Below are 26,171 nucleotides of genomic sequence, written 5' to 3'. Positions count from 1 at the left end.
AACCTCTTTTCAGAAATTACTTAAATCTTTCTTACCTATAATGGTGTATCATCTAAAATCCAAGTCAGTGTTGTTTTGTATTGGCTTGAAGCTACCTTTTTGGTTGCTGTAGGTACTGTTAATTGCACCCCTTGTGCAGCACTTGCACCTGTACCAAAGGCAAGCGTCCAAGTACCCATCCCAGTTGAAGCTGCAGCAGTTGCCACTCGAGACGTTGCAGCACCTGTTGGGTCTAAGATCACTGGTACTGAAACTGGCGCTAAAGCAATCAACTGAGTTGAATTTGGTGTCGCTGCTAGAAAGCTTAAAACAGCATTATCTAAAACTGCTGGCGTCGTATCGCTTGTCGCAAATTGTGCATCTTGTTTTACTGATAACTTCCAACCTAAATTCAACCCACGTTTATCTGTTACCTGCGCATAGTTTGGTACACTGATAAGATTTCCTCCACTATTTTGAACTTGATCCAGTTGGGCATAGTATGTAGCACTTCCCGGTTTAATTTGCTGTGTGCCAAAATGAAAGTTAGAAACATAGTCGATACTCAATGGGCCTGCGGTTCCAGGCTGATGAGGATCTGCTGGATTTGGTGTCACAGGTTGTGTCGGATCGGTTGGATTCACTGGGGACGTTGTTGAATTGTCTAAAGCGAATGTAATATCTGCATTTGATTTGATCGTACCTGCTTGTGCTGCCTCAACGCTGCTTCCACCAAAGAAACTAAAAGAAATCGCTAATGCACTAAACACGCCTGAGATAAAGAATACCTTTTTCATTTTTACTTCCTTCTTTCCATTTTTTTATTTTAACTTCCTGATTAAAGAAGCTAAAGCAATTTAAATTGGTGTATCAGATAAAATCCACTGTAATTCAGCTGTATATGCCTCATTTACATTTATATTGATATCTGGACCTATTTTTAAAAACAGTCCATTCTGCTGATTCCAAGGGATCTGAACGTTCGTATCATCTGCTGCTGTATAGGCATACACTTCTGAAGCTAACGTAGTAATCGGATAATCAACCCCGCTTTTCCGGTAAGCAAACGCCTGATTGACTGTTTTACTTGTTGTTGTCGAGTGCATCGCTTGACTTTCTCTAACAAGCAAATGCCATTGACTTTTTGTCACACGGCCGTCTGCAATAACAAGAGGAGCGTTTATATTACTAGGACTGTAAGCAGTTGTTTTATTTGGAATCGGTATTTTAGTGAATGAAATTTGTGTAGGAGACTGAACAAATCGTAATGCACCGCTTTTTACTGTTGTAGAAGTGGTACTGCTTTGTGTAGGAATTGCTGTTCCTCCACCATCACTCCCGTTGATCGTATCTAAAAATGCAAGGGTTTGATCTACAGCTCCATCAGCTACAACTCCTGTATATTGCAAGATAAAACTGGTATTGGCTTCAGTAAAATTATTCGCTGCTAATGTATTTTGATAATACCAATATTGTGTATTTGAATTCGTATCTGTTAAGAGCTGAACACCCAAGACTGGTGTACTGACACCAGCTGCTGATTTTTTCGTCAACGTTGCTGCACTCAATTGCGTTAAACCGGCTGGAATCGACGATTTCAATTGTTGGTTCATCCATGTTGCCGGTTGATTAATTAAAGTAGCCGTCAAGGTATAACGAACAGTTTGACCCGTAACGACCGATGATGCAGACTCCCAATTGCCTTGAGCATTTCTACGTTCAATCGTTTGAACGAGTGAGATTTGTGGAATTGGATAAGGAACTGTCCGTATGAAATCACTACTTGCTAAAAGCTGAGCCCCTGTACGTGTACTTAGACCTTGGATCCAGACTTTGACAGATTCTCCACCTTGGAAAGTGGGTAACCCAGAAAACAGAAAGCTTCCATTAGCATTTAAAGAAGTAGTATAGGTCGTACCGTTGTTTATTTGTAATTTCACTTGATAATTGCCCAGTGAAGTTTGTGTTGCTGTTCCTGACAATTGAGTTGTCCCGCCGACTGCTGTGATAGCACTGACTGGATTGATCGTCCAGCTCACTGTTCGAAGTGTTGAAGATGCACTTTGAACATAATCCGTATTTGTTTTGGATCTAGCATAAACGATTGAAGATAGCGTATCACCATACTCAAGCGCAGAAGATAATGTTGTACTAAAGTTTCCCGAACTGTCTACTGGTATATTGTTAACAATAATCGGTGTCGTTGTCCCATCTGTATGATTGATAGTGAGCTGAACGGTATAATTATAGCCACTGTCTTATGTCTGCTGGATATTCCCGGTCACATTTGTTTGAAGATGGGAAAGTGCATTGACGCTAGCTGGCGTGACACGCGGCACTGGATATGTGCCTAAAACCAACGGCGTTTTATTGATCGTCCCTGTTTTAGTATTGTTTCCGACAATGATACTGATTGCCCCTAACCCTGTGCCGACATCTGTAAAGGTTCCTCGAATCGGATAATTTGCCCCTGTGGCTGCTGGAATCGAGATCCCCCGTTTATACATCGCACCAACATCAAAGGAGAGAGAAACAGACCATTTAGTTCCTGGAAGTAAAACTAATGAACTCGTTGGAAACGTCACATAAATGGAATTATAAACATTATTGTAGGATAAACTGACTGAATTCGTCGTACTATGGATATCTTGATTTGTGGTTCCAGGATAGCTGACTGTCCCTGTGAGTAAAGCTAAAAAATCCTGCTGCTTTGTGACATCGTTGTTTATTTGGTTAGCGATCTCAGATGGTAGTTGTATAGCAATAATAGGTTTATCATTGATAGCCAGTCCAATCAAGGTGATACTGTATTCATAAGAAATCGTAACGATATCCTGTCCATATGAACCGCTGGCTACCGAAGAACTGAGCGTACTATTTCCGACAGAAACTGTTCGAGGATCTGGTGCCACATACTCTTTGACATCTGTAGGAACGGTTTCATTTTCTACGACTTCTTCTTCGCTATTGATTGTTTCCTCTGTTTGATTCGTTGATTGGATGTTTATTTCTGATGATATCTCATTGGATGGTTCTGTTGATTCATTCAAATTTTCTGTAGAAGTTGTCTGAAGCGTAGTCTGACTCTCATCAGCAGTTGCTCGAATAGAATCTCCAATGACGAATAATAGCAGAACACATAAAGACAAAACAGTTCCTACTCTTTTCAACTTCCTCTCCCCCTTAACCAAATTTACTTTCACAGCCGCTTTTATTATCTAAATGTTATTTAGTTATCTATATAAACAATAGTTTTACATAGATTCTATACTGCTAAAATGATAAAGTAAAATAATTGAAACAGAAATCGAAGAATAATTTCTATTAATAACAGCTTATATTTTGAGGTTGATTTCCTTATGCTACGCTTTGTTTTTTTTAGGATTATTTATTGATTAATACTTGTTATAAATGAAACATAAAAAGAATATTTAAAATTATTTTATAATATAGTACGCTATGGTTTCTTTTCTAACACACTCAATTAAATAACGAAAGATTATATAAATAGATTTCTTCATCTTATAAATTCTCAAAAATTTCTATAAAATGCTAAATATTTGAGAATTTAAAAAGAAAGTGATATTATATTCTTGTTCTTAGTTTTTCATATTGTGTTTCCCTTCATATAGTGTGTGTATGAAGGGTTTTTTTGTCTTCTTTTTAGGTACAAAAAAAGACCTGAACAAAACTGTATTCTAGTTTTGTTCAGGTCTTTACTTTCTTTATAAACGATATTCAAAAGTCAGATTCTTCAGCAATTTTGCAACACACGAGCAAGACGAAAAACATATTGTTCGGCTACTACTCCTATTGCTAGAACCAAAGCGGCTTTTGTATCATTCTGTTAAAAAATCCCTTATTCACCTAAGTCAACGTTGTGGTATACTTTTTGAACATCATCTAAATCTTCCAGCACATCAATCATTTTTTCGAATTTTTCTAGATCTTCTCCAGACAGCTCGACATCATTTTGTGCAATCATTTCTAATTCTGCCACTGAAAATTCTTCGATGCCTTTTTCTTTTAATGCTTCTTGCACTGCATGTAAATCCTCAGGCTCAGTATAAACAATGATTTGTCCATCTTCTTCTGTTACATCACGAACATCGATATCTTTTTCCATCAAGTATTCAAGAATATCATCTGCATCATCACCAGCAAAACCGATCACACCTGTATGATCGAACATGTAAGCAACAGCACCACTGACACCCATATTTCCACCATTTTTACCAAAAGCTGCACGCACATCAGAAGCTGTACGATTCACATTATTTGTCAGTGCGTCTACGATCACCATCGATCCATTTGGACCAAAGCCTTCATAGCGTAACTCAGAGTATTGTTCGTCTCCTGAGCCTTTCGCCTTTTCAATTGCTCGATCAATGATATGTTTTGGTACATTATATGTTTTTGCGCGCTCGATAACAAACCGTAATTTTTGATTTGCTTGAGGGTCAGGATCACCCGATTTCGCTGCTACGTAAATCTCGATTCCGAATTTTGCATAAACTCGGCTGTTATTTGCGTCTTTGGCAGCTTTTTTCTCTTTAATATTTGCCCACTTACGACCCATATTCTCACTTCGCTTTCATTCATTATAGTTTTTTTGATTATTGCGCCTTTCTTATTATACTTGTCAATCAAACTTTTGTTAAGTCTTTTTTGCTTTTATGGCAAACGGATTGGACTTCGACCAAAATTTTGTTCCGAAATAGCAGTATTTCCTAAACGATAAATCTGATCACTACGGATATCTAATGACAATCGATCATTCAAAGTTTTAGATACTTTAGTGATCAAGGGTAACGATACGGTCTTTTTCTTTTCTTTTAAATACTGCTGTCCTTTCTCTGTAAAACCTAATACATGTAAATGACTATGGCGCCAGGAAGCTTCGATTTCCTGTTGATTTGCATTAATTAAAATATAAGTTGCTAAACGTTGCAAACGTGTCCAAGTATAACGCTTTGTTTTTGCTTTTTCTATAAATACAGAAAAAGAATCAGCATCCTTGGCAGCTTCTTTTAGGCGATATTCAATGCCTTCTTTCATTTGATAAATCTCCTGCAACTCTTCGATTGAACTACTGATCAATTTATATTTCAATAACGGCCAATAATTTTCCCATGACACGATAGCAGCTTGTTCCAGATCTTTACTTACTTGTTCAGGTAAAACTTGTCTGATTCCTGAAAGTTCATTAGCAAAAACAGCTTGCCTAATCGCCGTTGCACTAGCAAATCGGCTATGTATCTTCAAGTCGTGATAGCCAGCCTGCTCTCGTTTTAGCGGATATAACACCATCGGTTTATCATAATGAGCATTTTCTTTTGCATAACTTAGGCCTAAGATATGGTTTGGCGTAGAAAAATTAAGTCCGTTTTCAGGATAAATTTTGCGAAAAACTTCTGTCATCTGTTGTGGATAACTCATCCCATTATTTTTGATCGTTTGATATTGCTGATCGATTTCAGTTTGGTGGTCTTTCACAAACGCACCAAATCTTTGATAATCCATCTCAGAGCGATCGTCTGTACCAAAGCATAATGAATCACACTCCAGCGCATGAAGAAGCTTGATGCCCCCCCTAGCAAAATAATCTGCCGATTGCACAGCATAAGCAAATGGCAGTTCGACCACTAAATCAACACCATGACTTAGCGCTTCTTTTGCTCTCGTCCATTTATCGATGATCGCTGGCTCTCCTCTTTGCAAAAAATTTCCACTCATGACAGCAATCACTACATCCGCTTGACTTAGTTCCCGAGCCATTTTTGTATGATACTGGTGGCCATTATGAAAAGGATTATATTCAACGATGATACCGCAGCTCTTCATTTCGTTTTCTCCTTTACTCAGATTATTTTTACTTTCCTTATAAAAAAAGAGCAGGAAAAAGCTCAAAAGCTTCACACTGCTCACACGTCGATCTTAAGTATCTTTTTATTTTTGGCAGACAAAAAACCAGCGTTTACTTTCTTCTGTGGGTGCTTCATCTGTGAAATCAGCATAAACTTCAACATTCGCAAATCCCGCACTTTCAAGCATCATCAAGTAATTATCCATAGAATATGTCCGCTCTTTATGAAGTTCATCCTGACGAATAAACACTTCATCACTCTCATGCTCCTTCACAAAGAAAGTCAGAAAATGCTCAATACTGTGTTCTTTTTCTCCAGGGTAGCTATCCCACAAAAAAGCAAACTCTTCCGTTTGATAATGATAGCTATACTCTGGAAACACATGATCTACTTGATGAACAGAATGGACATCAAAAATAAAAATACCCTCTTCTTCCAACGCTTGATAGGTATCATCAAAGACTTGCTGAACTTCCTGACGATTTTCCATGTAGCATAGAGAATCAGAGAAACAGGTGATTGCCTGGTATTGGCCCATTTCAGATAGATCCATCATATTCCCTTGAACAAACTGAATATGGACCTCTTCTTCTGCCGCTCTCTTGCTTGCCATCATCAGCATTTCTTCAGATAGATCCAATGCCGTTACTGAAAAACCCGCCTTCGCAAAATTCACAGCCAATGCACCTGTACCGCAAGCCATTTCTAAGACCTCTTTTTTATCTTCTGGTAAATGACGCTTTGAAAAAGCCAGCCATTCGTCATAAAGACTGTCGTCCATTACTTCATCGTATACAAAAGCAAATGTTTCATACGCCATGTTACTCGACCCAAGCGTGAAGATCGACCATTGGTGCATCTGACCAAAGTTTTTCTAGATTATAAAAAGTACGCTCTGATGATTGGAAGACGTGGACAATGATCTCACCTAGATCAATCAAGACCCATTTCCCGCCATCTTTCCCTTCGATTCTTTTTACTTCTACTTGCGCTTCTTCTTCTTTTTCAATGATTTCTTCCACAATAGCGTTGATTTGACGTTCACTTGTGGCTTCACAAATCATGAAGTAATCTGCTAAAAGTGAAATCTCATGTACATCTAAAGCGACGATTTCCTCTGCACGTTTTGAATCCGCTGCTTTTACAGCGATTTCTAATATCTGTTGACTATCTATGATCTTTTCCTCTTTTCTTACTTACCCAATAATTGTATGTTTCAATTGTTTTGGGATAAATTTTTTGTTCTTTTTCAATTAAATGCATCAGTGTATGCTTCGTTTCGTAAGCAACAGCTTGATCTAAATCAAGTAAAGCTAATTCTCTTGCTTCCTTCACTCCTGGAAAATCTCGACCAGGTTCAATATAATCAGCAACGTAAATGATCTTATCCAACAAACTCATCTCAGCAGCACCTGTTGTATGAAGACGAATCGCCTGAAGAATTTCTTCATCTTCTATACCAAGCTCTCTTTCCACCATACTAGCACCGACCAACCCATGCCAAATTGCGTTTCCATAGGCTAAAAGCTCAGGATCATATCCATCCCGCTGAATAATTAATTCAAATTCTTCATCTGGACGTTCTTTTGCATAATCATGAGTCAAAGCTGCAATACTGGCTTTTTCTTCGGAAGCACCGTATTTAGCTGCTAAGGCAACAGCCATTTCTTCCACACCTAATACGTGTAAAAAACGACGTTCACTCATACGCATTTGAACTTTTTGCATTAGTTCTTCTCGTTTTAAGGATGTATAAGCTCCGCTAAATTTCATCGACATACAGCCCCTTTTCTTCTATATAGTGTATCACACTATCAGGCAGTAAGTAACGAGTCGAACAGCCATTTTTCATTTTTTCACGAATCAAGGTCGAACTAATATCCATTTGCGGAACATCGACCCAAATGATCGGGTACGGTGTGATCGTCCCATAATTAGGTCGGCGAATCCCAACAAAATTGGTAAGTGTCAATAATTCATCGATTTTATACCACTTTGGTAAATATTCTACCATGTCTCCACCAATGATGAAATAATAATCTGTATCGGGATTGTTTTGGGTCAAGGCCTTCATCGTATCATAGGTATAACTTTTGCCTTTACGAAATAACTCAATTGGTTCAATCGCTAAATTGCTGTTGTCAGCAATCGCTAACTCCAGCATATTTAAGCGATGCTCACTGTCGATCGTCTGTTTTTCATCCACATGCGGCGGCAAATAGCTCGGCATCAAATAAACTTTATCCAAACCAAGCTGTTGTTGCACTTGGTCAGCCATCACTAAATGAGCTGTATGAACTGGATTAAAATTACCGCCTAAAATTCCTACTTGCTTTCGTTTTTGAAATAATTCAGCTTCTTCAACAATCACTTGCGTTTTCAATGCAGCATTCGTACTTGTCCCCATTTTTACTTCCCTCCAAGGTTTAAATTGCTTTAACTTCTTTAGAGATCTTTTGGTATTTTTCTTTTGATGATGGTTTAAATAAAACGAGTACACGACCGATGATTTGAACGATGTCGCAATGAATCTCAGTTTTTAAAGATTCTGCTACTTCTTCAGCTATTTCATCTGTATTTTGTAATAATGTGACCTTGATCAGTTCGCGCTTTTCTAGTGCTTCGTTGATCTGTACGACCATCGCTGAATTTAATCCACCTTTACCGATTTGAAAGATTGGTTGTAAATGATGGGCTTGACTACGTAAATAACGCTTTTGTTTTCCTCTTAATTCCACTAATTTTCCTTCTCTCTATGTTCACTCGTTTTTATATCAATGCTTTTCTTCTTAAAACATCGACGCCTTTGGGAGCCCAGCCTGCAACTACACAAGGTTGCGTCACAGTGATCCAACCTAACCCTGCAAAGACGATATCTGTTTTTTCTTTGATCGAAAATTCAAAGCGAACCAACTCTGGAAAGTCTGCCACTTCATTTGGGCGCGGCGGTTGTAACAATCCGCCAACATGTTTTTCGTAAAACTCTGTTGCTTTTGCTAACTTCGTTCTGTGGATAGACAGATCATTAGAAACATAAGCGATAAATGAACTACGTTCCCCCTGAACAAAATCAAAACGAGCTAATCCACCCAAGAATAGGGTCTGCTCTGGGTTCAACTGATAAACTTTTGGTTTGATTTCTTTTTGCGGAGCAATCAATTTCAAATCTTTTTTACCTAGATAATGAGCCATTTGGTGACGATGAATGATTCCTGGCGTATCGATCAAGAAATGACCATCATCTAACGGGATCTCGATTTTATCTAATGTTGTCCCTGGAAATTGCGACGTTGTGATAACATCCTTCACACCAGCCGTTTGCTTGATGATTTGATTGATCAGTGTTGATTTCCCAACATTGGTCACCCCCACTACATAAACATCTCTACCTTCACGATGTTTTTCGATCGTTTCAAGCAAATTTTCCATTTCCTGTGGTTTCTTCGCACTTGTCAATAATACGTCAACTGGACGCAATCCTTCTTCATGCGCCCGTTCTCTCATCCACTGGATCATTTTCGGTTTCTTTAATGATTTTGGCAAGATATCGACTTTATTGCCCACCATCAATACTGGATTATCACCAATAAAACGATGCAGACCTGGAATCAGTGACCCGTTGAAGTCAAAAATATCAATGACGTTCACGATCAAAGCATCTTCACGACCTAGCTCATTCAACAGACGTAAAAAGTCATCATCAGTTAAATGAACATCTTGAATATCATTATAGTGTCTCAAGCGAAAACAGCGTTGGCAATAAACCTCGCCTGTCTCCAAGCCTTTTTCTAACGCCGCTTTTGGCGTATAACCTAATTCATCAGGAAGCTCTGTTTGAATGACTGCGCCACAGCCTATACAGTGAATTTCTTCAAGTTCACTCATTCTAGTCCGCCTTTCCACACCATATCTGGGTGCTTTTTCGCTAAGTGTTTCATGATTTTACGTTCAAAAAATCGATTGATTCGTGTATTCCAGCCATCCGTATCTACGATAGGACGTACTAAAATGTTTCTGATCCCAGCTGCATTAGCACCGCGGATATCTGTCATGATTTGATCGCCCACCATCACTAACTCACTTGGCTTTAAATTCAACATTTTTTCAGCTTCTCTAAATCCTCTTGTAGAAGGCTTCAGAGCTCTTGATACATACGCTAGATCAAATTTTTCGACAGCTCGTTTGATTCGGCTGGATTTATTGTTAGACACAACTACAACTGGAATCCCAGCATTTTTCATCTCCAAGATCCACGTTAGTAATTCTTCTGTGCCGTCAGGGTTGTCCCAGGCAATCAATGTATTATCTAAATCTGTTAAGACCGCTTTGATCCCCATTTTTTTTAATTGATTCGGGGTGATTTTATAGATCGCATCAACCATCCATGTTGGTTTAAATTTTGAAAACATAGAAACTCCTTTCATCCTCACGATGAATTTTCTCATAATGAAAGGAGTACTAGACCAGCACTCCTTAAGTATGTATTATACTGCATTTTCCTAAAAATTTCTATAAATGCTAATCAGAAATTCATTCATACATAATTTCTGTTATAAGCAATCGTTTTCCCTTGTTTTCACTTTGTATGGTACACTTTTTTTAAACAAAATGAAACGAGGAATCTCAATGAGCGTAACGATCAAAAAAGCATCTATCAATCTTTTTGTTCCAAAAACAGAGACAGCCATAAACTTTTATGAAGAGCTGTTTAATGCTAAAAGAATCGAACTGAATCATTCAGAGGAAGGCAGTTCTGCTCGCTTTCGTATCGGTGAAAGTTTATTCGCATTAGCAGATGAGCAACCTGGCTCCGAAGCAAAGTCTCCTTTAACGTTAAACGGCACACCATTTTGCATCCAACTCATCTGTGACAATGTTGACGAACTTGTAGAAAAAAGTCTTGATGCCGGCTGTACTTTAGAAATGCCTATAACCATTGTTCCAAACAAATTCAAAGTAGCAAATATCAAAGATCCTTTTGGCTTTATCTGGTCGATCTCAGAAGTCTACAGTGATTGATGGAAAAAACGAGGGACTGGGACATAACTCTATGAGTTACCACCCAGTCCCTTTAAAATGAATAAACGGTGAGAACAGAAGTAACTCCTTCGGATATAAGCTGAAATTCACAAAAATTTGAAGATCAATTTCCGTGAATTCTTTCTTATTTCTCAGAGTTGAACACCTCTGTCTCAACCTCTCTAATTCTTGATAAATAATAGCCAAAAGTCAGGTTCCTCGGCAATTTCAAAAAACTGAGCAATACAAAAAACGGACTGTTCTATTTTTACTACAATTGCTCGAACCAGTCACATTCCCGTTTTGGCTTAATATTTACGGAAACGTTCGTAACGTTTTTCTAGTAACGTCTCTGTATCAAGTTGGGCTAATTCTTTTAATTTACTAATAAGTGCTTTTTGAATCATTCGATTGATTTGAGGTTGTTCTAAAGCTTCACCATTCATTTCTTCTGGTATCACTCGATCAATGATCGTCAATTCTTTTAACTCATTTGCTGTGATTTTCATCAGTTCCGCTGCCTCTTTTGCACGACTACCGTCTTTCCACAATATCGAAGCAAATCCTTCTGGAGACAATACCGCATAAATCGTATGCTCCAGCATCCAAACTTCATCACCTACAGCAAGCGCCAAAGCACCGCCGCTGCCGCCTTCACCGATAATGATGGCAATAATCGGAACTGTTAAATCAGACATTTCCAATAAGTTTCTGGCAATTGCTTCACCTTCACCGCGTTCCTCTGCTTCAATCCCGCAATAAGCACCCGCCGTATTAATAAAAGTAATCACTGGGCGACCAAATTTTTCTGCTTGTTTCATCAATCGTAAGGCTTTCCGATATCCTTCTGGATGCGGCGCACCAAAATTGCGATCAATATTTTCTGGTAAATTACGCCCTTTTTGAATGCCGACTACAGTGATCGGTTTTTCATCTAAAGTCGCAATACCACCGACAACTGCTAAATCATCACCAAAATAGCGATCGCCATGAAATTCCATAAAGTCATCAAAAACTGCATCGATATATTCTAAAGATGTAAAACGATCTTGTGCTCTGGCTAGGGTGACAATATCATTGGCTGTTTTTTCCATTTTATTCCCACCCTTTCATCGTATGGAGCTTTATCAATTTACTAAGAACTTCCCGTAATTGATTTCTAGCGACAATTTGATCGACAAAGCCGTGATCCAGTAAAAATTCTGCCTTTTGGAAATCATCAGGTAATTTTTGACGAATCGTCTGTTCGATCACACGACGTCCTGCGAAACCAATCAAACTTTGCGGCTCAGCTAAAATAATATCGCCATCCATTGCGAAACTAGCAGTAACGCCGCCAGTCGTTGGATCCGTCAAAACTGTTACATAAAGCAACCCAGCCTTACTATGACGCTTAAGAGCGGCTGAAATTTTTGCCATTTGCATCAGAGAAAAAATCCCTTCCTGCATTCGTGCTCCACCGGAAGCTGTAAAAATGACTACCGGCAATCGCAACTGTGTTGCTCGTTCAAATAAGCGGGTGATTTTTTCCCCCACAACTGTTCCCATGCTTCCCATAATAAAATTAGCATCCATCACACCGATCGCAATTTCTTGTTCATCAATACGGGCTTTCCCAGTCAAAACAGCTTCATGAAGCTCCGTTTTTTCCTGCATTTTAGTGATTTTTTCTAGATAATCCGGAAAGTTTAGCGGGTCTTTCGTTACAATGTCTGTATCCCATTCTTCAAAACTCTTCTCATCAACCGTCAACGCAAGCCTTTCCCAAGCACCGATCCTAAAACTATAACCACAATAAGGGCAGACTTTCTCTGCCCCCATATCTTTTGTATAGAGTGTTCGTTTACAACATGGACACTTGGCCCACATATTGTCAGGAACTGCTGGTTTTTTTACAGAAGATTGGTCCCCCGCGCGATTCGGATTGATTCTAATGTAGTTTTTCTTTTTAAATAAAGCCATACACCTGCTCCTTTTTAATTATCGCTTTCTGGTTTCCAATTTGGTAAAAATGTTTCTTGTAAAAAGCTAGTATCGTATTCTCCAGCCAATACATTGTCGTGAGTGATCAAATCCAGCTGAAATTCAGCATTTGTAATAATGCCATCTGTTACGATCTCATTTAAGGCTCGCTGCATTTTCATCAAGGCATCCATTCGATCCGATCCATGAACAATAACTTTTGCGATCATCGAATCATAATACGGCGGAATTGAATAGCCCGAATACATTGCACTATCTACTCTTAGCCCCATACCACCGCTTGGCAATAATAAATTATTGATCTTCCCTGGTGAAGGAGCAAAATTAAATGCTGGATTTTCCGCATTTATTCGGCACTCGATGGCATGACCAGTCATTATCACATCTTTCTGCGTGTAAGGTAATTCTTCACCTGCAGCAATTTTTAACTGTGCTTTTACAAGATCGATGCCTGTAACCATTTCTGTAACTGGATGCTCTACCTGAATACGCGTATTCATTTCCATGAAATAAAATTCTCCATCTGCATCCATCAAAAATTCAATGGTTCCGGCATTTTCATAGTGAACAGCTTTAGCAGCTCGTACAGCTGTTTCTCCTAACAACTGGCGCTTTTCAGGTGTAATAGCAATAGATGGAGATTCTTCAAGAACTTTTTGATTGTTTCTTTGCAAGGAACAATCACGTTCGCCCAAATGGATCACATGCCCATATTTGTCACCTAAAATCTGAACTTCAATGTGGCGCGCAGGATAAATGATCTTCTCCAAGTACATATCATCGTTACCGAAAGCCGCCTTCGCTTCTTGTTGAGCAGATGTAAAATGCTGCGGCAGCTCATCTTTCGTTAAAACTTTACGAATCCCTTTGCCTCCACCGCCAGCTGCAGCTTTCAACATTACAGGATAACCAATCGTATTTGCGATTTCCAGTGCTTCCTCTACCGAATTGATTACTCCAGTACTGCCAGGTATCACTGGAACATCTGCTTTTTGCATCAACGTGCGGGCATTGATCTTATTGCCCATTGCATCGATCGTTTCTGCCTTAGGACCAATAAAAGTAATATTACATTCCTCACACATCGCAGCAAACTGACTATTTTCTGATAAAAAACCGAAGCCAGGATGAATCGCTTCTGCATTCGTAACGATTGCCGCACTCAATACGTGCTGAACATTTAAATAAGAATCTGCTGCTTTGGCCGGTCCAATACAAATTGCTTCATCTGCAAGTTGTGTGTGCAATGCTTCCCTATCAGCTTCAGAGTATACTGCAACAGTCTGAATACCTAGCTCACGGCATGCACGAATGATCCGAACTGCTATTTCTCCTCGATTTGCGATTAAAACTTTTGAAAACATAGCTCACCTATCCAATCATAAAGGTCAATTCTGCTTCTGCTACTTTTTTACCGTTCACAGTCGCAGTTCCTTTGCCGATCCCGGCAACTGATTTTACTTTCACAATTTCTACCTCTAGCATCAATGTATCGCCAGGAACAACTTTTTGTCTAAATTTTGCTTTATCAATACCACCGAAATACGCTGTTTTCCCTTTGAAGTCAGGCATAGATAATAATGCTACAGCGCCAGCTTGTGCTAAGGCCTCAAGTATCAAAACCCCCGGCATGACCGGTTCACCTGGAAAATGCCCTTGGAAAAACGGCTCATTGATCGTAACATTTTTTTTAGCGATCACTTTTTCGCCAATAACGATTTCCTCAACTGTATCTAATAATAAAAAAGGATAACGATGGGGAATGATTTCTTTGATTTCCTGAATATTCATACTTACACTCCTTTTGATACACGGAATAATGGCTGATTAAACTCAACAACATCTTCATTTTGTATCAGAATCTCAGTGATTACGCCATCAACAGTCGCAGTAATCTCGTTCATCAATTTCATCGCTTCAACGATACAGATGACTTCACCTTTTTTCACAGTATCCCCAACCTGCTTGAAATTTTCTTTATCAGGGGCTGGTTTCAAATAAACAACACCAACAATTGGCGAAACGATTTCTTCTGTATTTTCTGCTAACGGAACAGGAGCACTTTCAGTAGGCTCATTGACCGCTGTATTTTGCTCCACAGAATGCTCTGAAACTGTTTGAACAGTTGGATTAGAATTCACGGCTGGCTGATTCTCATCAATAGAAACAACTCTTTGCGTACCTTTATTTTTATTCATATAAAGACCAAATGAACCTTCTTTTAAATCAAATTCAGTCAGTGTAGATTGATCGAATTGTGTTAATAATTCTTTTACCTCATTGATATTCATGTTAATCCTCCCACCGTTTTAAGCAAAGTACTGCGTTATGACCACCAAAGCCAAACGAATTCGTCAAAGCATAATCAAACGTATGTTTTTGACTTTCATTGATAACGATATTATCGATTTCGATCGCTTCATCAAGCTGCTCGATATTGATCGTTGGCGGGATGAATTGGTGTTGCAATGCATTAAGTGTTGCAATTGCTTCGATTCCGCCAGTTGCTCCTAAAGAATGTCCTGTCATACTCTTCGTACTGCTCACTCGAACATTTTTTGAAGCCTCTCCTAGGGCTGTTTGAATGGCTTTCGTTTCTGCTACATCATTCGATGGTGTACTGGTACCATGAGCGTTGATATAACCAATCGCAGCAGCTTCTACAGATGCTTCTTCAATAGCTAACTGCATTGCTTTCGCCGCCCCACTGCCATTTGGTCTTGGTGATGTCATATGGTAAGCATCACAGTTAGAACCATAACCAACGATTTCTCCTAAAATCGCAGCTCCACGTTTTTGAGCATGTTCCAGTGACTCTAAAACTAAAATACCAGCACCTTCTCCCATGACAAAACCGCTACGATCCTTATCAAAAGGAATCGAACCACGGTTAGGGTCTTCCGAAGAAGTTACAGCTGTCAATGAAGCAAATCCAGCAATGCCGATTTCAGTAATCGAAGCCTCTGCTCCTCCAGCTAAAATAACATCAGAATAGCCATGCTTGATGTTTCTAAACGCCTCACCAATAGAGTTATTGGCTGTCGCACATGCTGTAACTGTAGCAGAACAAATTCCTCTTGCACCCACACGTAAAGCAATATTACCAGCAGCCATATTGCCGATCGCCATCGGGATAAATAGCGGACCAACTCTTTTCGGTCCTTTATCGTGCATTCGAATCACTTGATCCTGAATGGTTTGCAGGCCGCCAATGCCAGAACCTACCATTACACCAAAGCGGTCAACATCAATTTTTTCAGTATCTAAATGACTCATTTCCATTGCTTCTAATGCTGCATAAATGCCATATAATGAAAATAGATCCATTCGTTTGGCATCTTTTTTCACAAAATATTTATCAAATGGAAATTCTTTGACCTCTGCGGCTAATGTTATACCTGTTTCACTAGCGTCAAACTTCGTGATCGGCCCTATGCCATTTTTCCCAGTTTGCAAGCTTTCCAAAAACGTATCTGCATCATTTCCAATCGGTGATGCAACACCGTAACCTGTGATTACTACGCGATTCATGCGATCGCTCCTTTCAAGCATTTTTTAGCCGTTCATTACTAAGCCGCCATCTATATTTAGGACCTGCCCTGTAATATAAGGACTTTTAGCTAAAAAGATCGTCGCATCAGCGACATCTTCGACCTGTCCAAAAGATTTCAGCGGGATTTGCTGACTCATCTGATCTTTTACTTTATCTGATAATACATCTGTCATTTCTGTTTGAATAAAACCCGGTGCGATTGCATTACACGTGATTCCTCTTGCTGCTACTTCTCTTGCAACTGATTTAGTCAACCCAATCACTCCAGCTTTACTTGCCGCATAATTTGCTTGACCTATATTTCCCATCACACCAACAACACTGGACATATTGATGATTCTTCCACTACGTTGTTTCATCATCCGCTTAACTGCATGTTGTGTCATATTGAACGTTCCAGTTAAATTAATTTGGATACAACGAGTAAAATCTTCTTCTGTCATTCTCAATAATAATTTATCATTCGTGACCCCTGCATTGTTCACTAACACATCGATTGAGCCTAAGCTGTCAACGACTTCTTGGATCATCTCACCTGCAGAACCAAAGTCTGCGATATCTCCTGAAACTCCGATACATTTTATACCAAACGCTTCAAGCTCTGCAATTTGTTCTGGATCGATTGCTCCACGTCCGTTTAAAGCAACATTTGCACCTTCTTTAGCAAATGCCAAAGCAACTGCCTTGCCAATGCCGCGTGTACTGCCAGTTATCAATACATTTTTTCCTTTTACGTCCATAGGTTACCTCCCACTCAAAAGATTCTCTGCTTCAGCTAATGTTTTTTCATCTTCCACACGAGCTGTTTGAATTTCTTTGTCGATCTTCTTGATAAAGCCAGTCAATGTTTTTCCTGGCCCAACTTCTATAATTGTATCAACGTCCATTTTTTTGATTGTTTCAATACTATCTGCAAAACGTACGGCAGACATAACCTGCTGTTCCAATAACTGCTTGACCTCAGCTTGTTTCATTACTTGCGCTGTTGTATTGCTGATTACAGGAATCATCATCTCAGTAAACTCAATTTGATCTAATTCGGCCGCAAGCTTTTCAGAAGCTGGTTTTAATAGTGCGGTATGGAAAGGACCACTGACATTTAGCGGGATCATTCGTTTTACTCCAGCCTCTGTCAATAATTCTATTGCTTGATCAACGGCGGTCACTTCTCCTCCAATCACAATTTGCTGAGGAGTATTGTAATTTGCTGGAGAAACGATCCCAAATTCACTGGCTTTTAGACAACATTCTTCAATCAATGAACGGTCTGCGTTCATCACTGCGACCATTTTCCCAGTCCCCGAAGGTGCTGCTTCCGACATAAATTTGCCTCGTTTAGCCACTAGCTGAACAGCCTGTTTAAATGAAATGGCTCCACTTGCAACAAGTGCACTATATTCACCTAAGCTGAGTCCTGCTACGACATCTGGTCGATAGCCTTTTGCCTGCAATAAGCGGAAAAAAGCAATACTTACAGTTAAAATAGCTGGTTGTGTATACATCGTTTCATTGAGACGCTCATTTTCAGTAAAACAAAGTTCTGCCATATCATAGCCTAAAACGTCACTAGCTTCTTCAAACGTGTCTTGAACGATTTTTTCTTTATCAAATAATTCCTTGCCCATCCCACTATATTGAGCACCTTGTCCACTAAATACAAAAGCAGTTCTCATACTATTACTCCTTACTTTTAAAATCGAAAGAGCTTCATTTCTCAATATTCGTCACCCGAAAACTTTTTCGTTTCATTCAATTTATTTATCATAAAAGCCATGTGAACGACTATTATCCCCACTGGCTATATTTCTCTACAAAAACTTGTTTCATTTCAATAATATACGAATCAATAATTTCTTTTGCTGTTTCTTCTTTTGTAATCATTCCTGCAATTTGTCCTGCCATGATCGAGCCATGATCCACATCGCCTTCAACCACCGCTTTTCGCAATGCTCCTTGACCTAATTCGTCAAATTTTACAAGATCTGGTTCAGGATTTCTCAATTCAATTTTTTCTAATCGATCATATTCGTTCGTTAGTTTATTTTTGATTGCCCGTACAGGATGTCCAAAATGTTGGCACGTAACCGTTGTATCAATATCTCGTGCTTTTATGATCCTAGCTTTATAATTTTCATGTACTGTACATTCTTTTGCGACTAAAAAACGTGTACCAACTTGAACTCCTTCTGCACCTAACATCAATGCAGCTGCCATGCCTCGACCATCACCGATCCCTCCTGCTGCAATGACTGGGATCGATAAAGCATCGACTACTTGAGGTACGATACTCATCGTCGTAAGCTTACCGATATGTCCTCCAGCCTCCATTCCTTCAACAATTACAGCATCTGCACCGATTTTTTCCATTCGTGCACCCAATGCGACTGAAGGAACTACTGGAATTACTTTAATATTATGTTCTTTAAAACGTGCCATATATTTACTCGGATTTCCTGCGCCCGTTGTGACGACAGGAACATTTTCTTCGCAAACTAAATCGACAATATCTTCTGCAAATGGCGAAAGCAGCATGATATTGACACCGAATGGCTTATCTGTCATCTTCTTTATTTTTTGAATTTCTGCCTGTACAACTTCTTTGGGCGCGTTACCTCCTGCGATGATTCCCAAACCACCAGCATTTGAAACAGCTCCTGCTAAGGAAGCATCTGCAATCCAGGCCATTCCACCTTGAAAAATTGGATACTGAATGTTAAGCAACTTACAAATCTGTGATCGCATAAACGACCTCCCTTAAATCCTTAATGAAAAAAGAGCTGGAACAAAACTCAATAAGTTTAGTACCAGCCTTTCTAATTCCAACTAACAGTGTAAAAAAGCTAGATTTTCAGCAAGCCTTTGGCTTCCCAAAAATACTTTGTTTTGCCAATTCTATGTGTAAGCAAATGAGCTTGATTATTCTGCTGTTTGTTTTTCTACGTATGTCACTAAGTCCTGCACTGTTGTGATGCCGTCTTCTGATTCAATTTTTACATCGAATGCATCTTCGATTTCGTTGATGATTTGGAATAGATCTAAACTATCTGCATCTAACTCTTCTTGGATGTTTGTTGTTAATTTTACTTCTTCCGGCTCTTTACCTAATTCTTCTACAATAATTGCTTGAATTTTTTCGAATACCATGTGTATATTCCTCCAATAAATTTCTTTTTTAATTTATATAGTCACAGTCTTATAGCGTTAAGAGGATCGATCCCCACGTTAAACCGCCGCCATAACCTGTTAACACGATTTTTTGTCCAGAGCCAATTTTCAGTACTCCTGCTTCTACTGATTCATCTAATAATAAGGGAATGCTCGCGGCAGAAGTATTGCCATTTTGTTCCATATTCGTTAAAAATTTTTCTCTTGGAATAGCGAGCTTTCGAGATATTTTTTCGATGATTCGTTTATTTGCCTGATGTAGTAATAAGTAATCAACATCTTCTTCGACGATTTCACGAATATTACTTGCTACATCTTTTAAAGAAAAATCATAAATATCTCTGCCTGTCATTTTAAGATAATTAGATTCTTCTGAAGATTCTGTATAAAAAGGACTCTTGTTTTCTAAATATCCTGAAGTTAGCGACTTAGCTCTTTTCCCATCTGCCTGAAGCTTTTCACTAAGAAAATGTTCTTCAGTATCTGCTTCAAGTATTACACCTGCCGCCCCATCTCCAAACAGCACAGCTGTTGTACGATCATTCCAATCGATCACTTTTGACAAAGTTTCACCGCCAATGATCATTCCAAGTCTTTTGCCAGTACGTATCAATTTTTCACCCATACTTAAAGCATAAACAAACCCAGAACATGCAGCACTTATATCAAAAGCAAATGCATTTTGTGCAGCGATACTTCCTTGAACCAAACATGCAACAGAAGGTGTCCCATAATCCGGTGTCATCGTAGCAACTAGAATAAAATCTAATTCTTCCGGTTTTTTACCAGATTTTTTTAATAACTGTTCGGCTACCTTGATACATAAGTCCGAAGTATTTTCATTGGTAACAATATTTCTTGCCCGTATCCCGGTCCGACTTGAAATCCATTCGTCAGATGTCTCCATCATTGTTGATAACCGCTGATTGGAAACAACATTTTCAGGAACATATCGGCCTGTACAAGTTATTTTTGCGAATTGGTTCATTTTGGCCCTCACTTTTTACTTATATTCCTTCAAGAAATCATGAAGATTTTTTAGAGCTTTCAATAATGCCTGCTCTTCTGATTTATCCATTCCGCTTAAAATTCGTTTCACCATTTCTCGATGGAAATGTTGGTGGACTCTGAAAAGTAACTTCCCTTTCTTTGTCAAACCTAATTTAACAACTCTACGATCATCCTCACTTCGAATCCGTTCAACATAACCTTTTTTTACAAGATTATTGATTGCAACAGTCAAAGTGCCAACAGTAATCGACAATTCTTTTGCGACTTCTGAAGAGGTTTTCTTTTTGTACATACCGATCGCTTCGATCGTATGCATCTCTGTAATGGATAGATCATTAAATTGTGATTTTTTTAGCTCAGATTCTTCAATCGTTAAAATATCATTGAAGACACTGACAAGATAATCGTTGACTGTTTCTAAATTAGGTTCCATGTGTGCGCACCATCCATATAGTTTGATAATCAAATCATTTGATGTTCAAACTATATCGCATATAAAAATAGATTGCAAGTAAAATATTTGATTTTTAATTATTCTTAACTAAAAAGCCCATCATATCAAGACTATTTTAAATAAAAAAAATTTTAAATTGGTATTTTCTTGACTTTCTAAAAAAAACATTTGACAGTTTCCTTTCAATTGACTATCATTTGTTTTAGTTTGAATATCAAAGTATTTACATTTTTTTACTAATACAAAGGAGCAAAAATATGTCTTTAAAACCATTAGTAATAGACGGTCTTGTTGCAAAAGTGCCTATCATCCAAGGTGGTATGGGCATCGGAGTCAGCTTAGCGAATTTAGCTGGTGCAGTTAGCCGCGAAGGTGGCATCGGTATTTTATCAACCGCACAAATCGGATATCAAGAAGAATTGTTTGAAAAGTCACCACTAAGAGCAAACATGATCGCCATCCAAAAACAATTTGAAAAAGCAAAAGAGATCGCTTGTGGCGGGCTGATCGGATTCAATATCATGGCGGCAACTTTTCACTATGATCGTTATGTAAAAAGATGTGTTGAAGTTGGCGCGGATGTCATTATTTCCGGAGCTGGGCTACCGATCAATTTACCCGAATTAGTTGAAGGAAGCCAAACTAAAATAGCACCGATCGTCTCCTCTAATAAGGGTGCAAGGGTTCTTCTAAGTACCTGGAAAAAAAGGTACAACAAAACAGCGGATTTTGTTGTGATCGAAGGTCCGAAAGCTGGAGGACATCTTGGTTTTAAAGCTGAAATGATCGAGCAGAGCATTGAACAAATGGACGAAGAGATTATAAAAATCGTTGAAACAGTCAACTCTTTTGGAGCAGACTTCAATAAAAAGATCCCAGTTATTTTTGCCGGTGGTGTTTTTGATCGTGAGGATATCGATCATTATCTCAGTTTAGGTTGTTCAGGCATACAGATGGCTACACGTTTTGTTGTGACAGAAGAATGTGACGCACCAGAATCTTTTAAAGAGGCGTATATCAAAGCTGAAAAAGAAGATATCACTATCATTAAAAGTCCCGTAGGTATGCCGGGTAGAGCAATAAAAAATCGTTTTTCTGAGCGAATCAAACATGAGCAAATTCCGATTGAAAAATGCCGTAATTGCTTGTCCTATAAACATTGTGATCGCGAAACGATTCCATATTGTATCACTGAGACATTGTTGAATGCAGTGACGAAAGAACCAGAGGATGCATTAGTCTTTGCTGGTTCAAATGCTTACCGCATCAAAGAAAAAACTACTGTGAAAACTATCTTTAAAGAATTGACAACCGCTTAGTAAAAAAACCTTGTGGCATACAAATTGTATGCCACAAGGTTTTTGAGTATTCTCTTTTATTGAATTAAATCATATATCTCCATTGCTACAATATCGATATTATCAAATTGATAGCTTTGTTGAGAATCACTTTCTGTTAATTCAAATGTTTCAGTCGATTTATCATAATTCACGATGCATTTTTCTACGCCTTCTTTTTCAAAGCGGCGTACTTGAATTTCGTTGTCTGTTGCTTCAGTCATCGCTTCAAGTCTTTTAATGATCGCCACAAGTTGTGAATGTTTCATAAATGGGCCTCCCTCTGCAAACTAGTTCTGTACCATTGTATCAAAACATTGCGTTTCTTGCATGATATTTCGTCATTTTTTTTCATTTTTTTGCTGTTCTTTAATTTTTGATCTAAGAGCGTTTTCCTTCATCCCACCAAAGTTTGATCAAAGCTTGGGTTCCATCATTCTCAAAACCTTTATTAGCAAGCTTTTCATAGAGTTCAACCGCTAATTTCGTCGATGGTAGGTCAAGGTCCATTTTTTCTGCCTCAACCAATGCAATTTTTAAATCTTTTATAAAATGCTTTACGAAAAAGCCTGGAGTGTAATCTTCTCTTAGAATTCTTGGACTATAGTTACTTAAAGACCAATTTGCAGCACTTCCACCAGAAAGAGTTTCGATCACTTTGTCCAAATCTAAACCAGCTTTATTGGCATAAACAAGCATTTCAGTCATCCCTGTCATCGTTCCTGCTATCATGATTTGATTTGCCATTTTAGTGTGCTGACCTTTTCCAGCATTTCCATGTAAAGTGACAGTTGTTCCAAACGTCTTAAAAACAGGCAGTAACTGATCATATGCCTCTTTCTCTCCGCCGACCATAATTGTTAATGTGCCATTCTTTGCACCTAAATCTCCTCCTGATACTGGCGCATCCAAAGCAACTCCACCTAAGTCACTGGCTTTTTCAGCAATTTTTTGTGCCAATGTCGGTGTACTTGTGGTCAAATCTACAATAATTTTTCCTTGGATATTTTCAGTGAAGATCCCATTATCATCGAAATAAATCGTTTCGACATCTTTTGGAAAGCCAACCATTGTAAAAACAATATCGCTTGAAGCAGCGATTTCTGCTGGCGTCTCCTTCCAAATCGCACCTTCTTTTACAAGTTCATCAGTTTTACTCTTTGTTCGATTATAGACATTGACTTTTAGTCCGTGTTTCATCATGTTTCTAACAATCGAAGCACCCATTACACCTGTTCCAATAAATCCTATTTGTGGCATTTTATTTCCTCCCTATTTTTGTTTAATAAAAAAACTTCTATCCTCAGTATAAACTAAGAATAAAAGTTTTAACATTTATTTTCTTAAAGATGTAAATTTAACTTTAATACGTTCAATTGAAGCAGCAGCTTCTTTTTCCACCAACCGTTGATCATAATATTTGATCATATCTTCGTAAAATTCAAACATTCGATTACCAAAATAAGAAGCAGATATCTCATAAAGTTTTTCTTTTAAAATGGTTTCATCTGGTTTGATCCCTGATTCAACATAGGAAATAAATGCTGATGCAAACTCATCATCGCTCTCAAATGTATGTCCTAAACTTTCATGGTCAAATAGATTATTTAAGTAAGCATTCCCCTCAACTACACATGGAACACCCGAAGCCATTGCTTCAGTGTATGTTAATCCTTGTGTTTCAGATGTTGAGGCGCTGACAAAATAGTCAGCAGCTTTATAATAGATTGCTACTTGATCATTAGGTACTTCACCGACAAATTGAATCTTTTCACGAATATTCAGGTCTTCTGCTAAGCAAGATAGTTTTTCTACATAGGGTCCATCTCCTACGATCACAAAACGAGCATTGGGAAATCGTTCAAATATAATTGGTAAACCTTGAATAATTGCTTGAATATTTTTTTCATATGAGATACGGCTTAAAGATAAAAGCATCATATTCTCTTTAGTTAACCCTAGCTCTTCTCGTAAGTCTTCTTTCATTTGGTCGGTGATATCAGGTCTTTCAAATTTTTTTATATCAATACCCGTTGGAATGATCCTCATGGGAGCAGTCACTCCATATTCCCTTAGCTTATCAATGACACGCTCACTAGGGCAAACTACACCTGTTGTATGATTTGCAAAAAAACGAGAAAAATATTTTACATGCGTTGGGCGAACAACTTTGCCTTTGGCAATATAATGTAAATAATCCTCATACATTGTATGATAGGTATGAATAACAGGTATTTTTAATTTTTTCCCAACCATTTTTCCTAATAAACCTGCTCCAAATTCTGTATGTGTATGGATTAAGTCTAGTTCCAGCTCTTTGGCAATCAGATAAGCATACCACATTCCCCGAACAACGATTCTTCTATCTTTAAAAGATACAAAAGGAACACTGGGCATTCGAATCACGTCTTCTTCAAATTCCTTTGCATTAGGATCTGTAGTCGTAAAAATATAGACCTGATGTCCTTTTTTCTCCAATTCTTCTTTAAGTGTTTTTATTGATGTAGCAACCCCACTGACCTGGGGAAAGTATGTATCTGTAAAGAAACCAAATTTCACAATGTTCCCCTCCATTACTTTCAATTTTTTAGATAGACTTGTTCACTTTCATTTGTATGACCACGATTTAATACTGTTTCATAAACTTCTTTTAAATCATGACCGATTCGTTCAATACTTTTTTGCTTGGCCACTTCATATCCTGACTCACAGGTATTTGGCAATTTTTTTTCGATCAGCGACTCGATCAAAGAAGCAAATTCTTCATTTGTTGAGCCCATGTAACAATTTTCTTTATCTTTAAGCCAGCCTTTATATACTGGAATATCCCTTACTAAAACTTGCTGCTTACTTGCTAAAGCCTCTAATATCACAATTCCTTCTGTTTCTTCATAAGAAGGAAAGAAAAATAAATCTGCTGCTGAGTAGGCACCTTCAATAATATCTCCTTTTATATAACCAGGAAATTCAACATTCTTAGGATGATCTTCTCTAACAAGCGTACGAATCGTTCTTGGAATTGAATACATTGGTGTATGACCAAACCAGATAAAACGATAGTCTGGAAACTGTCTAGCTAACTCAACAAAATCAATGATTCCTTTTCTTTCAAAATATAATCCTACACAAATAATTACTTTTTGATTGCTTGAGATATTAAAATACTCCTTGAATTTTTCTTCTTTTGTTTTCGAACGTTCAAAACGCTTCAGATCGATACCATTCGAAATTGAGGCAATCGGGACTTTTATTCCATAGCCTTCTAGCAAATCCTTAGAGTAAGGTGTTGGTGTAATTAAATAATCCGCTTTAGAATACAAACTTACCAAATACTTTTTAACTAAAGGTGATAGTTGATTAGAACCGATAAAGGAGTTTCTAAAGTCTTCTTCAGTTGAATGAGCATGATATATCACTTTTTTTCCCATTTTCCGAGCTTTATTCACCATATTGTGACTATTGATTCCATATGTATTTATGTGCAATATATCGTAATCTGTGCATTCAGCATCCAATGTATACTCGATTCCCACAGCAGAAAGTGCTCGCTTTTGATGGTCAAGTGCCCGGCCAATTCCTGACTTGGCTAATATTTTTTCACCTTCAAAATATAATAATACTTTCACGTTGCTCCTCCTAACTTCTCCAAGCTATTATACCACAGGTTGAAGAATCTCCACTCAATCTTAAGACCTAGTTCGTTCGGATTACAAACAATTATATCAAAAAACCTAGTAACAAAGCTAAATTTTTACAAAATAGATCGCTGATATGACAAAACTGTTAGATAAAATTAATCGATT

Annotated in this window: 28 protein-coding genes and 1 pseudogene; 2 read left to right on the top strand and 27 right to left on the bottom strand. The window is 38.2% G+C overall.

Annotated features, from left to right (window positions below; genetic code table 11):
- Nucleotides 1–35: 35 nt before the first annotated feature.
- The 11 genes and pseudogenes from IGI58_RS12010 to IGI58_RS11960 all read right to left on the bottom strand — a co-directional run bounded on the left by IGI58_RS12010 (nucleotide 36) and on the right by IGI58_RS11960 (nucleotide 10,255).
- The gene (locus tag IGI58_RS12010; protein WP_429953226.1) at nucleotides 36–776 is read right to left on the bottom strand and encodes a WxL domain-containing protein; all 741 of its coding nucleotides are present in this window, start codon (nucleotides 774–776) and stop codon (nucleotides 36–38) included.
- A gap of 60 nt (nucleotides 777–836) precedes the next feature.
- A pseudogene (locus IGI58_RS12005) lies at nucleotides 837–3,086 on the bottom strand (hypothetical protein).
- 752 nt (nucleotides 3,087–3,838) lie between these two features.
- Nucleotides 3,839–4,558 carry a YebC/PmpR family DNA-binding transcriptional regulator gene (locus tag IGI58_RS12000; RefSeq protein ID WP_087639276.1) on the bottom strand — a complete coding sequence of 240 codons (720 nt, stop codon included), beginning with the start codon at nucleotides 4,556–4,558 and terminating at the stop codon, nucleotides 3,839–3,841.
- Between the two features lie 95 nt (nucleotides 4,559–4,653).
- Nucleotides 4,654–5,823: a nucleotidyltransferase gene (locus tag IGI58_RS11995; protein ID WP_429953227.1), complete on the bottom strand. Its 1,170-nt coding sequence runs from the start codon at nucleotides 5,821–5,823 to the stop codon at nucleotides 4,654–4,656.
- A 105-nt stretch (nucleotides 5,824–5,928) separates the two neighbouring features.
- The gene (locus IGI58_RS11990; RefSeq protein WP_225532778.1) at nucleotides 5,929–6,666 is read right to left on the bottom strand and encodes a class I SAM-dependent DNA methyltransferase; all 738 of its coding nucleotides are present in this window, start codon (nucleotides 6,664–6,666) and stop codon (nucleotides 5,929–5,931) included.
- Nucleotide 6,667: 1 nt separating this feature from the next.
- Complete coding sequence (gene rsfS, locus IGI58_RS11985) at nucleotides 6,668–7,006, bottom strand: ribosome silencing factor (protein WP_087639273.1); 339 nt, start codon at nucleotides 7,004–7,006, stop codon at nucleotides 6,668–6,670.
- A gap of 7 nt (nucleotides 7,007–7,013) precedes the next feature.
- Nucleotides 7,014–7,619: a bis(5'-nucleosyl)-tetraphosphatase (symmetrical) YqeK gene (gene yqeK / locus IGI58_RS11980; protein ID WP_429953228.1), complete on the bottom strand. Its 606-nt coding sequence runs from the start codon at nucleotides 7,617–7,619 to the stop codon at nucleotides 7,014–7,016.
- The gene (locus IGI58_RS11975) at nucleotides 7,609–8,253 is read right to left on the bottom strand and encodes a nicotinate-nucleotide adenylyltransferase (protein ID WP_225532776.1); all 645 of its coding nucleotides are present in this window, start codon (nucleotides 8,251–8,253) and stop codon (nucleotides 7,609–7,611) included. Before IGI58_RS11975 ends, yqeK begins: the two co-directional genes overlap by 11 nt.
- A gap of 19 nt (nucleotides 8,254–8,272) precedes the next feature.
- Nucleotides 8,273–8,584, bottom strand: a complete 312-nt coding sequence (gene yhbY / locus IGI58_RS11970) for a ribosome assembly RNA-binding protein YhbY (protein ID WP_087639270.1) — start codon at nucleotides 8,582–8,584, stop codon at nucleotides 8,273–8,275.
- Between the two features lie 31 nt (nucleotides 8,585–8,615).
- The gene (yqeH, locus tag IGI58_RS11965) at nucleotides 8,616–9,731 is read right to left on the bottom strand and encodes a ribosome biogenesis GTPase YqeH (protein WP_429953229.1); all 1,116 of its coding nucleotides are present in this window, start codon (nucleotides 9,729–9,731) and stop codon (nucleotides 8,616–8,618) included.
- Nucleotides 9,728–10,255 (bottom strand): YqeG family HAD IIIA-type phosphatase, encoded by a 528-nt coding sequence (locus IGI58_RS11960; protein WP_225532773.1) that lies wholly within the window; start codon nucleotides 10,253–10,255, stop codon nucleotides 9,728–9,730. Before IGI58_RS11960 ends, yqeH begins: the two co-directional genes overlap by 4 nt.
- 217 nt (nucleotides 10,256–10,472) lie before the next feature.
- Here IGI58_RS11960 and IGI58_RS11955 point away from each other — a divergent pair, with 217 nt between their 5' ends.
- Entirely contained in the window at nucleotides 10,473–10,865 is a 393-nt protein-coding gene (locus tag IGI58_RS11955; RefSeq protein ID WP_429953230.1) for a VOC family protein, read from the top strand.
- 308 nt (nucleotides 10,866–11,173) lie between these two features.
- Here the strand turns inward: IGI58_RS11955 and IGI58_RS11950 are convergent, their stop codons facing one another.
- From IGI58_RS11950 to fabT, 12 genes are all read right to left on the bottom strand, one after another.
- Nucleotides 11,174–11,959, bottom strand: coding sequence for an acetyl-CoA carboxylase carboxyl transferase subunit alpha (locus tag IGI58_RS11950; protein WP_225532771.1), 786 nt, complete (start codon nucleotides 11,957–11,959; stop codon nucleotides 11,174–11,176).
- A 1-nt stretch (nucleotide 11,960) separates the two neighbouring features.
- Nucleotides 11,961–12,827 carry an acetyl-CoA carboxylase, carboxyltransferase subunit beta gene (gene accD, locus IGI58_RS11945; RefSeq protein WP_225532770.1) on the bottom strand — a complete coding sequence of 289 codons (867 nt, stop codon included), beginning with the start codon at nucleotides 12,825–12,827 and terminating at the stop codon, nucleotides 11,961–11,963.
- 14 nt (nucleotides 12,828–12,841) lie between these two features.
- Entirely contained in the window at nucleotides 12,842–14,212 is a 1,371-nt protein-coding gene (locus IGI58_RS11940; protein WP_225532769.1) for an acetyl-CoA carboxylase biotin carboxylase subunit, read from the bottom strand.
- Between the two features lie 7 nt (nucleotides 14,213–14,219).
- Nucleotides 14,220–14,639, bottom strand: a complete 420-nt coding sequence (fabZ, locus tag IGI58_RS11935) for a 3-hydroxyacyl-ACP dehydratase FabZ (protein ID WP_225532768.1) — start codon at nucleotides 14,637–14,639, stop codon at nucleotides 14,220–14,222.
- A gap of 2 nt (nucleotides 14,640–14,641) precedes the next feature.
- Nucleotides 14,642–15,139, bottom strand: a complete 498-nt coding sequence (gene accB, locus IGI58_RS11930; protein ID WP_429953231.1) for an acetyl-CoA carboxylase biotin carboxyl carrier protein — start codon at nucleotides 15,137–15,139, stop codon at nucleotides 14,642–14,644.
- Between the two features lies 1 nt (nucleotide 15,140).
- On the bottom strand, nucleotides 15,141–16,379 hold the full coding sequence (gene fabF, locus IGI58_RS11925; RefSeq protein WP_429953232.1) for a beta-ketoacyl-ACP synthase II: 1,239 nt from the start codon (nucleotides 16,377–16,379) through the stop codon (nucleotides 15,141–15,143).
- A gap of 24 nt (nucleotides 16,380–16,403) precedes the next feature.
- Nucleotides 16,404–17,141 carry a 3-oxoacyl-[acyl-carrier-protein] reductase gene (fabG, locus tag IGI58_RS11920; RefSeq protein WP_087639260.1) on the bottom strand — a complete coding sequence of 246 codons (738 nt, stop codon included), beginning with the start codon at nucleotides 17,139–17,141 and terminating at the stop codon, nucleotides 16,404–16,406.
- A 3-nt stretch (nucleotides 17,142–17,144) separates the two neighbouring features.
- Entirely contained in the window at nucleotides 17,145–18,074 is a 930-nt protein-coding gene (gene fabD, locus IGI58_RS11915; protein WP_225532765.1) for an ACP S-malonyltransferase, read from the bottom strand.
- A 112-nt stretch (nucleotides 18,075–18,186) separates the two neighbouring features.
- The gene (fabK, locus tag IGI58_RS11910; RefSeq protein ID WP_429953233.1) at nucleotides 18,187–19,143 is read right to left on the bottom strand and encodes an enoyl-[acyl-carrier-protein] reductase FabK; all 957 of its coding nucleotides are present in this window, start codon (nucleotides 19,141–19,143) and stop codon (nucleotides 18,187–18,189) included.
- Between the two features lie 174 nt (nucleotides 19,144–19,317).
- Nucleotides 19,318–19,545 (bottom strand): acyl carrier protein, encoded by a 228-nt coding sequence (locus IGI58_RS11905; RefSeq protein ID WP_087639257.1) that lies wholly within the window; start codon nucleotides 19,543–19,545, stop codon nucleotides 19,318–19,320.
- Nucleotides 19,546–19,594: 49 nt separating this feature from the next.
- A complete protein-coding gene (locus tag IGI58_RS11900; RefSeq protein WP_429953234.1) occupies nucleotides 19,595–20,554 on the bottom strand; it encodes a beta-ketoacyl-ACP synthase III in 960 nt (319 codons plus the stop codon).
- 15 nt (nucleotides 20,555–20,569) lie between these two features.
- Complete coding sequence (fabT, locus tag IGI58_RS11895) at nucleotides 20,570–21,010, bottom strand: fatty acid biosynthesis transcriptional regulator FabT (protein WP_069663499.1); 441 nt, start codon at nucleotides 21,008–21,010, stop codon at nucleotides 20,570–20,572.
- A 278-nt stretch (nucleotides 21,011–21,288) separates the two neighbouring features.
- Between fabT and IGI58_RS11890 the strand changes: the two genes are divergently transcribed.
- Nucleotides 21,289–22,350 (top strand): NAD(P)H-dependent flavin oxidoreductase, encoded by a 1,062-nt coding sequence (locus tag IGI58_RS11890; RefSeq protein WP_429953235.1) that lies wholly within the window; start codon nucleotides 21,289–21,291, stop codon nucleotides 22,348–22,350.
- Nucleotides 22,351–22,406: 56 nt separating this feature from the next.
- Here the strand turns inward: IGI58_RS11890 and IGI58_RS11885 are convergent, their stop codons facing one another.
- The 4 genes from IGI58_RS11885 to IGI58_RS11870 all read right to left on the bottom strand — a co-directional run bounded on the left by IGI58_RS11885 (nucleotide 22,407) and on the right by IGI58_RS11870 (nucleotide 25,994).
- The gene (locus IGI58_RS11885; RefSeq protein ID WP_069663497.1) at nucleotides 22,407–22,637 is read right to left on the bottom strand and encodes a YkuJ family protein; all 231 of its coding nucleotides are present in this window, start codon (nucleotides 22,635–22,637) and stop codon (nucleotides 22,407–22,409) included.
- Between the two features lie 112 nt (nucleotides 22,638–22,749).
- Nucleotides 22,750–23,628 (bottom strand): NAD(P)-dependent oxidoreductase, encoded by an 879-nt coding sequence (locus tag IGI58_RS11880; protein ID WP_429953237.1) that lies wholly within the window; start codon nucleotides 23,626–23,628, stop codon nucleotides 22,750–22,752.
- A 75-nt stretch (nucleotides 23,629–23,703) separates the two neighbouring features.
- On the bottom strand, nucleotides 23,704–24,927 hold the full coding sequence (locus IGI58_RS11875) for a glycosyltransferase family 4 protein (RefSeq protein ID WP_225532760.1): 1,224 nt from the start codon (nucleotides 24,925–24,927) through the stop codon (nucleotides 23,704–23,706).
- Between the two features lie 20 nt (nucleotides 24,928–24,947).
- The gene (locus tag IGI58_RS11870) at nucleotides 24,948–25,994 is read right to left on the bottom strand and encodes a glycosyltransferase (RefSeq protein WP_429953239.1); all 1,047 of its coding nucleotides are present in this window, start codon (nucleotides 25,992–25,994) and stop codon (nucleotides 24,948–24,950) included.
- Nucleotides 25,995–26,171: the final 177 nt, after the last annotated feature.

Origin of the sequence: Enterococcus sp. AZ020 (assembly GCF_050499205.1) — a bacterium.
GTDB classification, from domain to species: Bacteria; Bacillota; Bacilli; order Lactobacillales; family Enterococcaceae; genus Enterococcus_L; species Enterococcus_L dunnyi.
This window is presented reverse-complemented; position numbering and strand designations above follow the sequence as displayed.

Excerpts from the sequence above, each read along its gene's own strand:
- IGI58_RS11960 (WP_225532773.1), bottom strand. The coding sequence starts at position 10,255 with ATGTTTTCAAAATTTAAACCAACATGGATGGTTGATGCGATCTATAAA.
- IGI58_RS11950 (WP_225532771.1), bottom strand. The coding sequence starts at position 11,959 with ATGGAAAAAACAGCCAATGATATTGTCACCCTAGCCAGAGCACAAGAT.
- accB (WP_429953231.1), bottom strand. The coding sequence starts at position 15,139 with ATGAATATCAATGAGGTAAAAGAATTATTAACACAATTCGATCAATCT.
- yqeH (WP_429953229.1), bottom strand. The coding sequence starts at position 9,731 with ATGAGTGAACTTGAAGAAATTCACTGTATAGGCTGTGGCGCAGTCATT.
- IGI58_RS12000 (WP_087639276.1), bottom strand. The coding sequence starts at position 4,558 with ATGGGTCGTAAGTGGGCAAATATTAAAGAGAAAAAAGCTGCCAAAGAC.
- fabT (WP_069663499.1), bottom strand. The coding sequence starts at position 21,010 with ATGGAACCTAATTTAGAAACAGTCAACGATTATCTTGTCAGTGTCTTC.
- IGI58_RS11885 (WP_069663497.1), bottom strand. The coding sequence starts at position 22,637 with ATGAAACATTCACAACTTGTGGCGATCATTAAAAGACTTGAAGCGATG.
- fabF (WP_429953232.1), bottom strand. The coding sequence starts at position 16,379 with ATGAATCGCGTAGTAATCACAGGTTACGGTGTTGCATCACCGATTGGA.
- IGI58_RS11905 (WP_087639257.1), bottom strand. The coding sequence starts at position 19,545 with ATGGTATTCGAAAAAATTCAAGCAATTATTGTAGAAGAATTAGGTAAA.
- fabG (WP_087639260.1), bottom strand. The coding sequence starts at position 17,141 with ATGGACGTAAAAGGAAAAAATGTATTGATAACTGGCAGTACACGCGGC.
- IGI58_RS11990 (WP_225532778.1), bottom strand. The coding sequence starts at position 6,666 with ATGGCGTATGAAACATTTGCTTTTGTATACGATGAAGTAATGGACGAC.
- IGI58_RS11880 (WP_429953237.1), bottom strand. The coding sequence starts at position 23,628 with ATGCCACAAATAGGATTTATTGGAACAGGTGTAATGGGTGCTTCGATT.
- yqeK (WP_429953228.1), bottom strand. The coding sequence starts at position 7,619 with ATGAAATTTAGCGGAGCTTATACATCCTTAAAACGAGAAGAACTAATG.
- fabZ (WP_225532768.1), bottom strand. The coding sequence starts at position 14,639 with ATGAATATTCAGGAAATCAAAGAAATCATTCCCCATCGTTATCCTTTT.
- IGI58_RS11955 (WP_429953230.1), top strand. The coding sequence starts at position 10,473 with ATGAGCGTAACGATCAAAAAAGCATCTATCAATCTTTTTGTTCCAAAA.
- IGI58_RS11900 (WP_429953234.1), bottom strand. The coding sequence starts at position 20,554 with ATGAACCAATTCGCAAAAATAACTTGTACAGGCCGATATGTTCCTGAA.
- IGI58_RS12010 (WP_429953226.1), bottom strand. The coding sequence starts at position 776 with ATGAAAAAGGTATTCTTTATCTCAGGCGTGTTTAGTGCATTAGCGATT.
- accD (WP_225532770.1), bottom strand. The coding sequence starts at position 12,827 with ATGGCTTTATTTAAAAAGAAAAACTACATTAGAATCAATCCGAATCGC.
- IGI58_RS11940 (WP_225532769.1), bottom strand. The coding sequence starts at position 14,212 with ATGTTTTCAAAAGTTTTAATCGCAAATCGAGGAGAAATAGCAGTTCGG.
- IGI58_RS11890 (WP_429953235.1), top strand. The coding sequence starts at position 21,289 with ATGTCTTTAAAACCATTAGTAATAGACGGTCTTGTTGCAAAAGTGCCT.
- IGI58_RS11975 (WP_225532776.1), bottom strand. The coding sequence starts at position 8,253 with ATGGGGACAAGTACGAATGCTGCATTGAAAACGCAAGTGATTGTTGAA.
- IGI58_RS11995 (WP_429953227.1), bottom strand. The coding sequence starts at position 5,823 with ATGAAGAGCTGCGGTATCATCGTTGAATATAATCCTTTTCATAATGGC.
- fabD (WP_225532765.1), bottom strand. The coding sequence starts at position 18,074 with ATGAGAACTGCTTTTGTATTTAGTGGACAAGGTGCTCAATATAGTGGG.
- fabK (WP_429953233.1), bottom strand. The coding sequence starts at position 19,143 with ATGCGATCACAGATTTGTAAGTTGCTTAACATTCAGTATCCAATTTTT.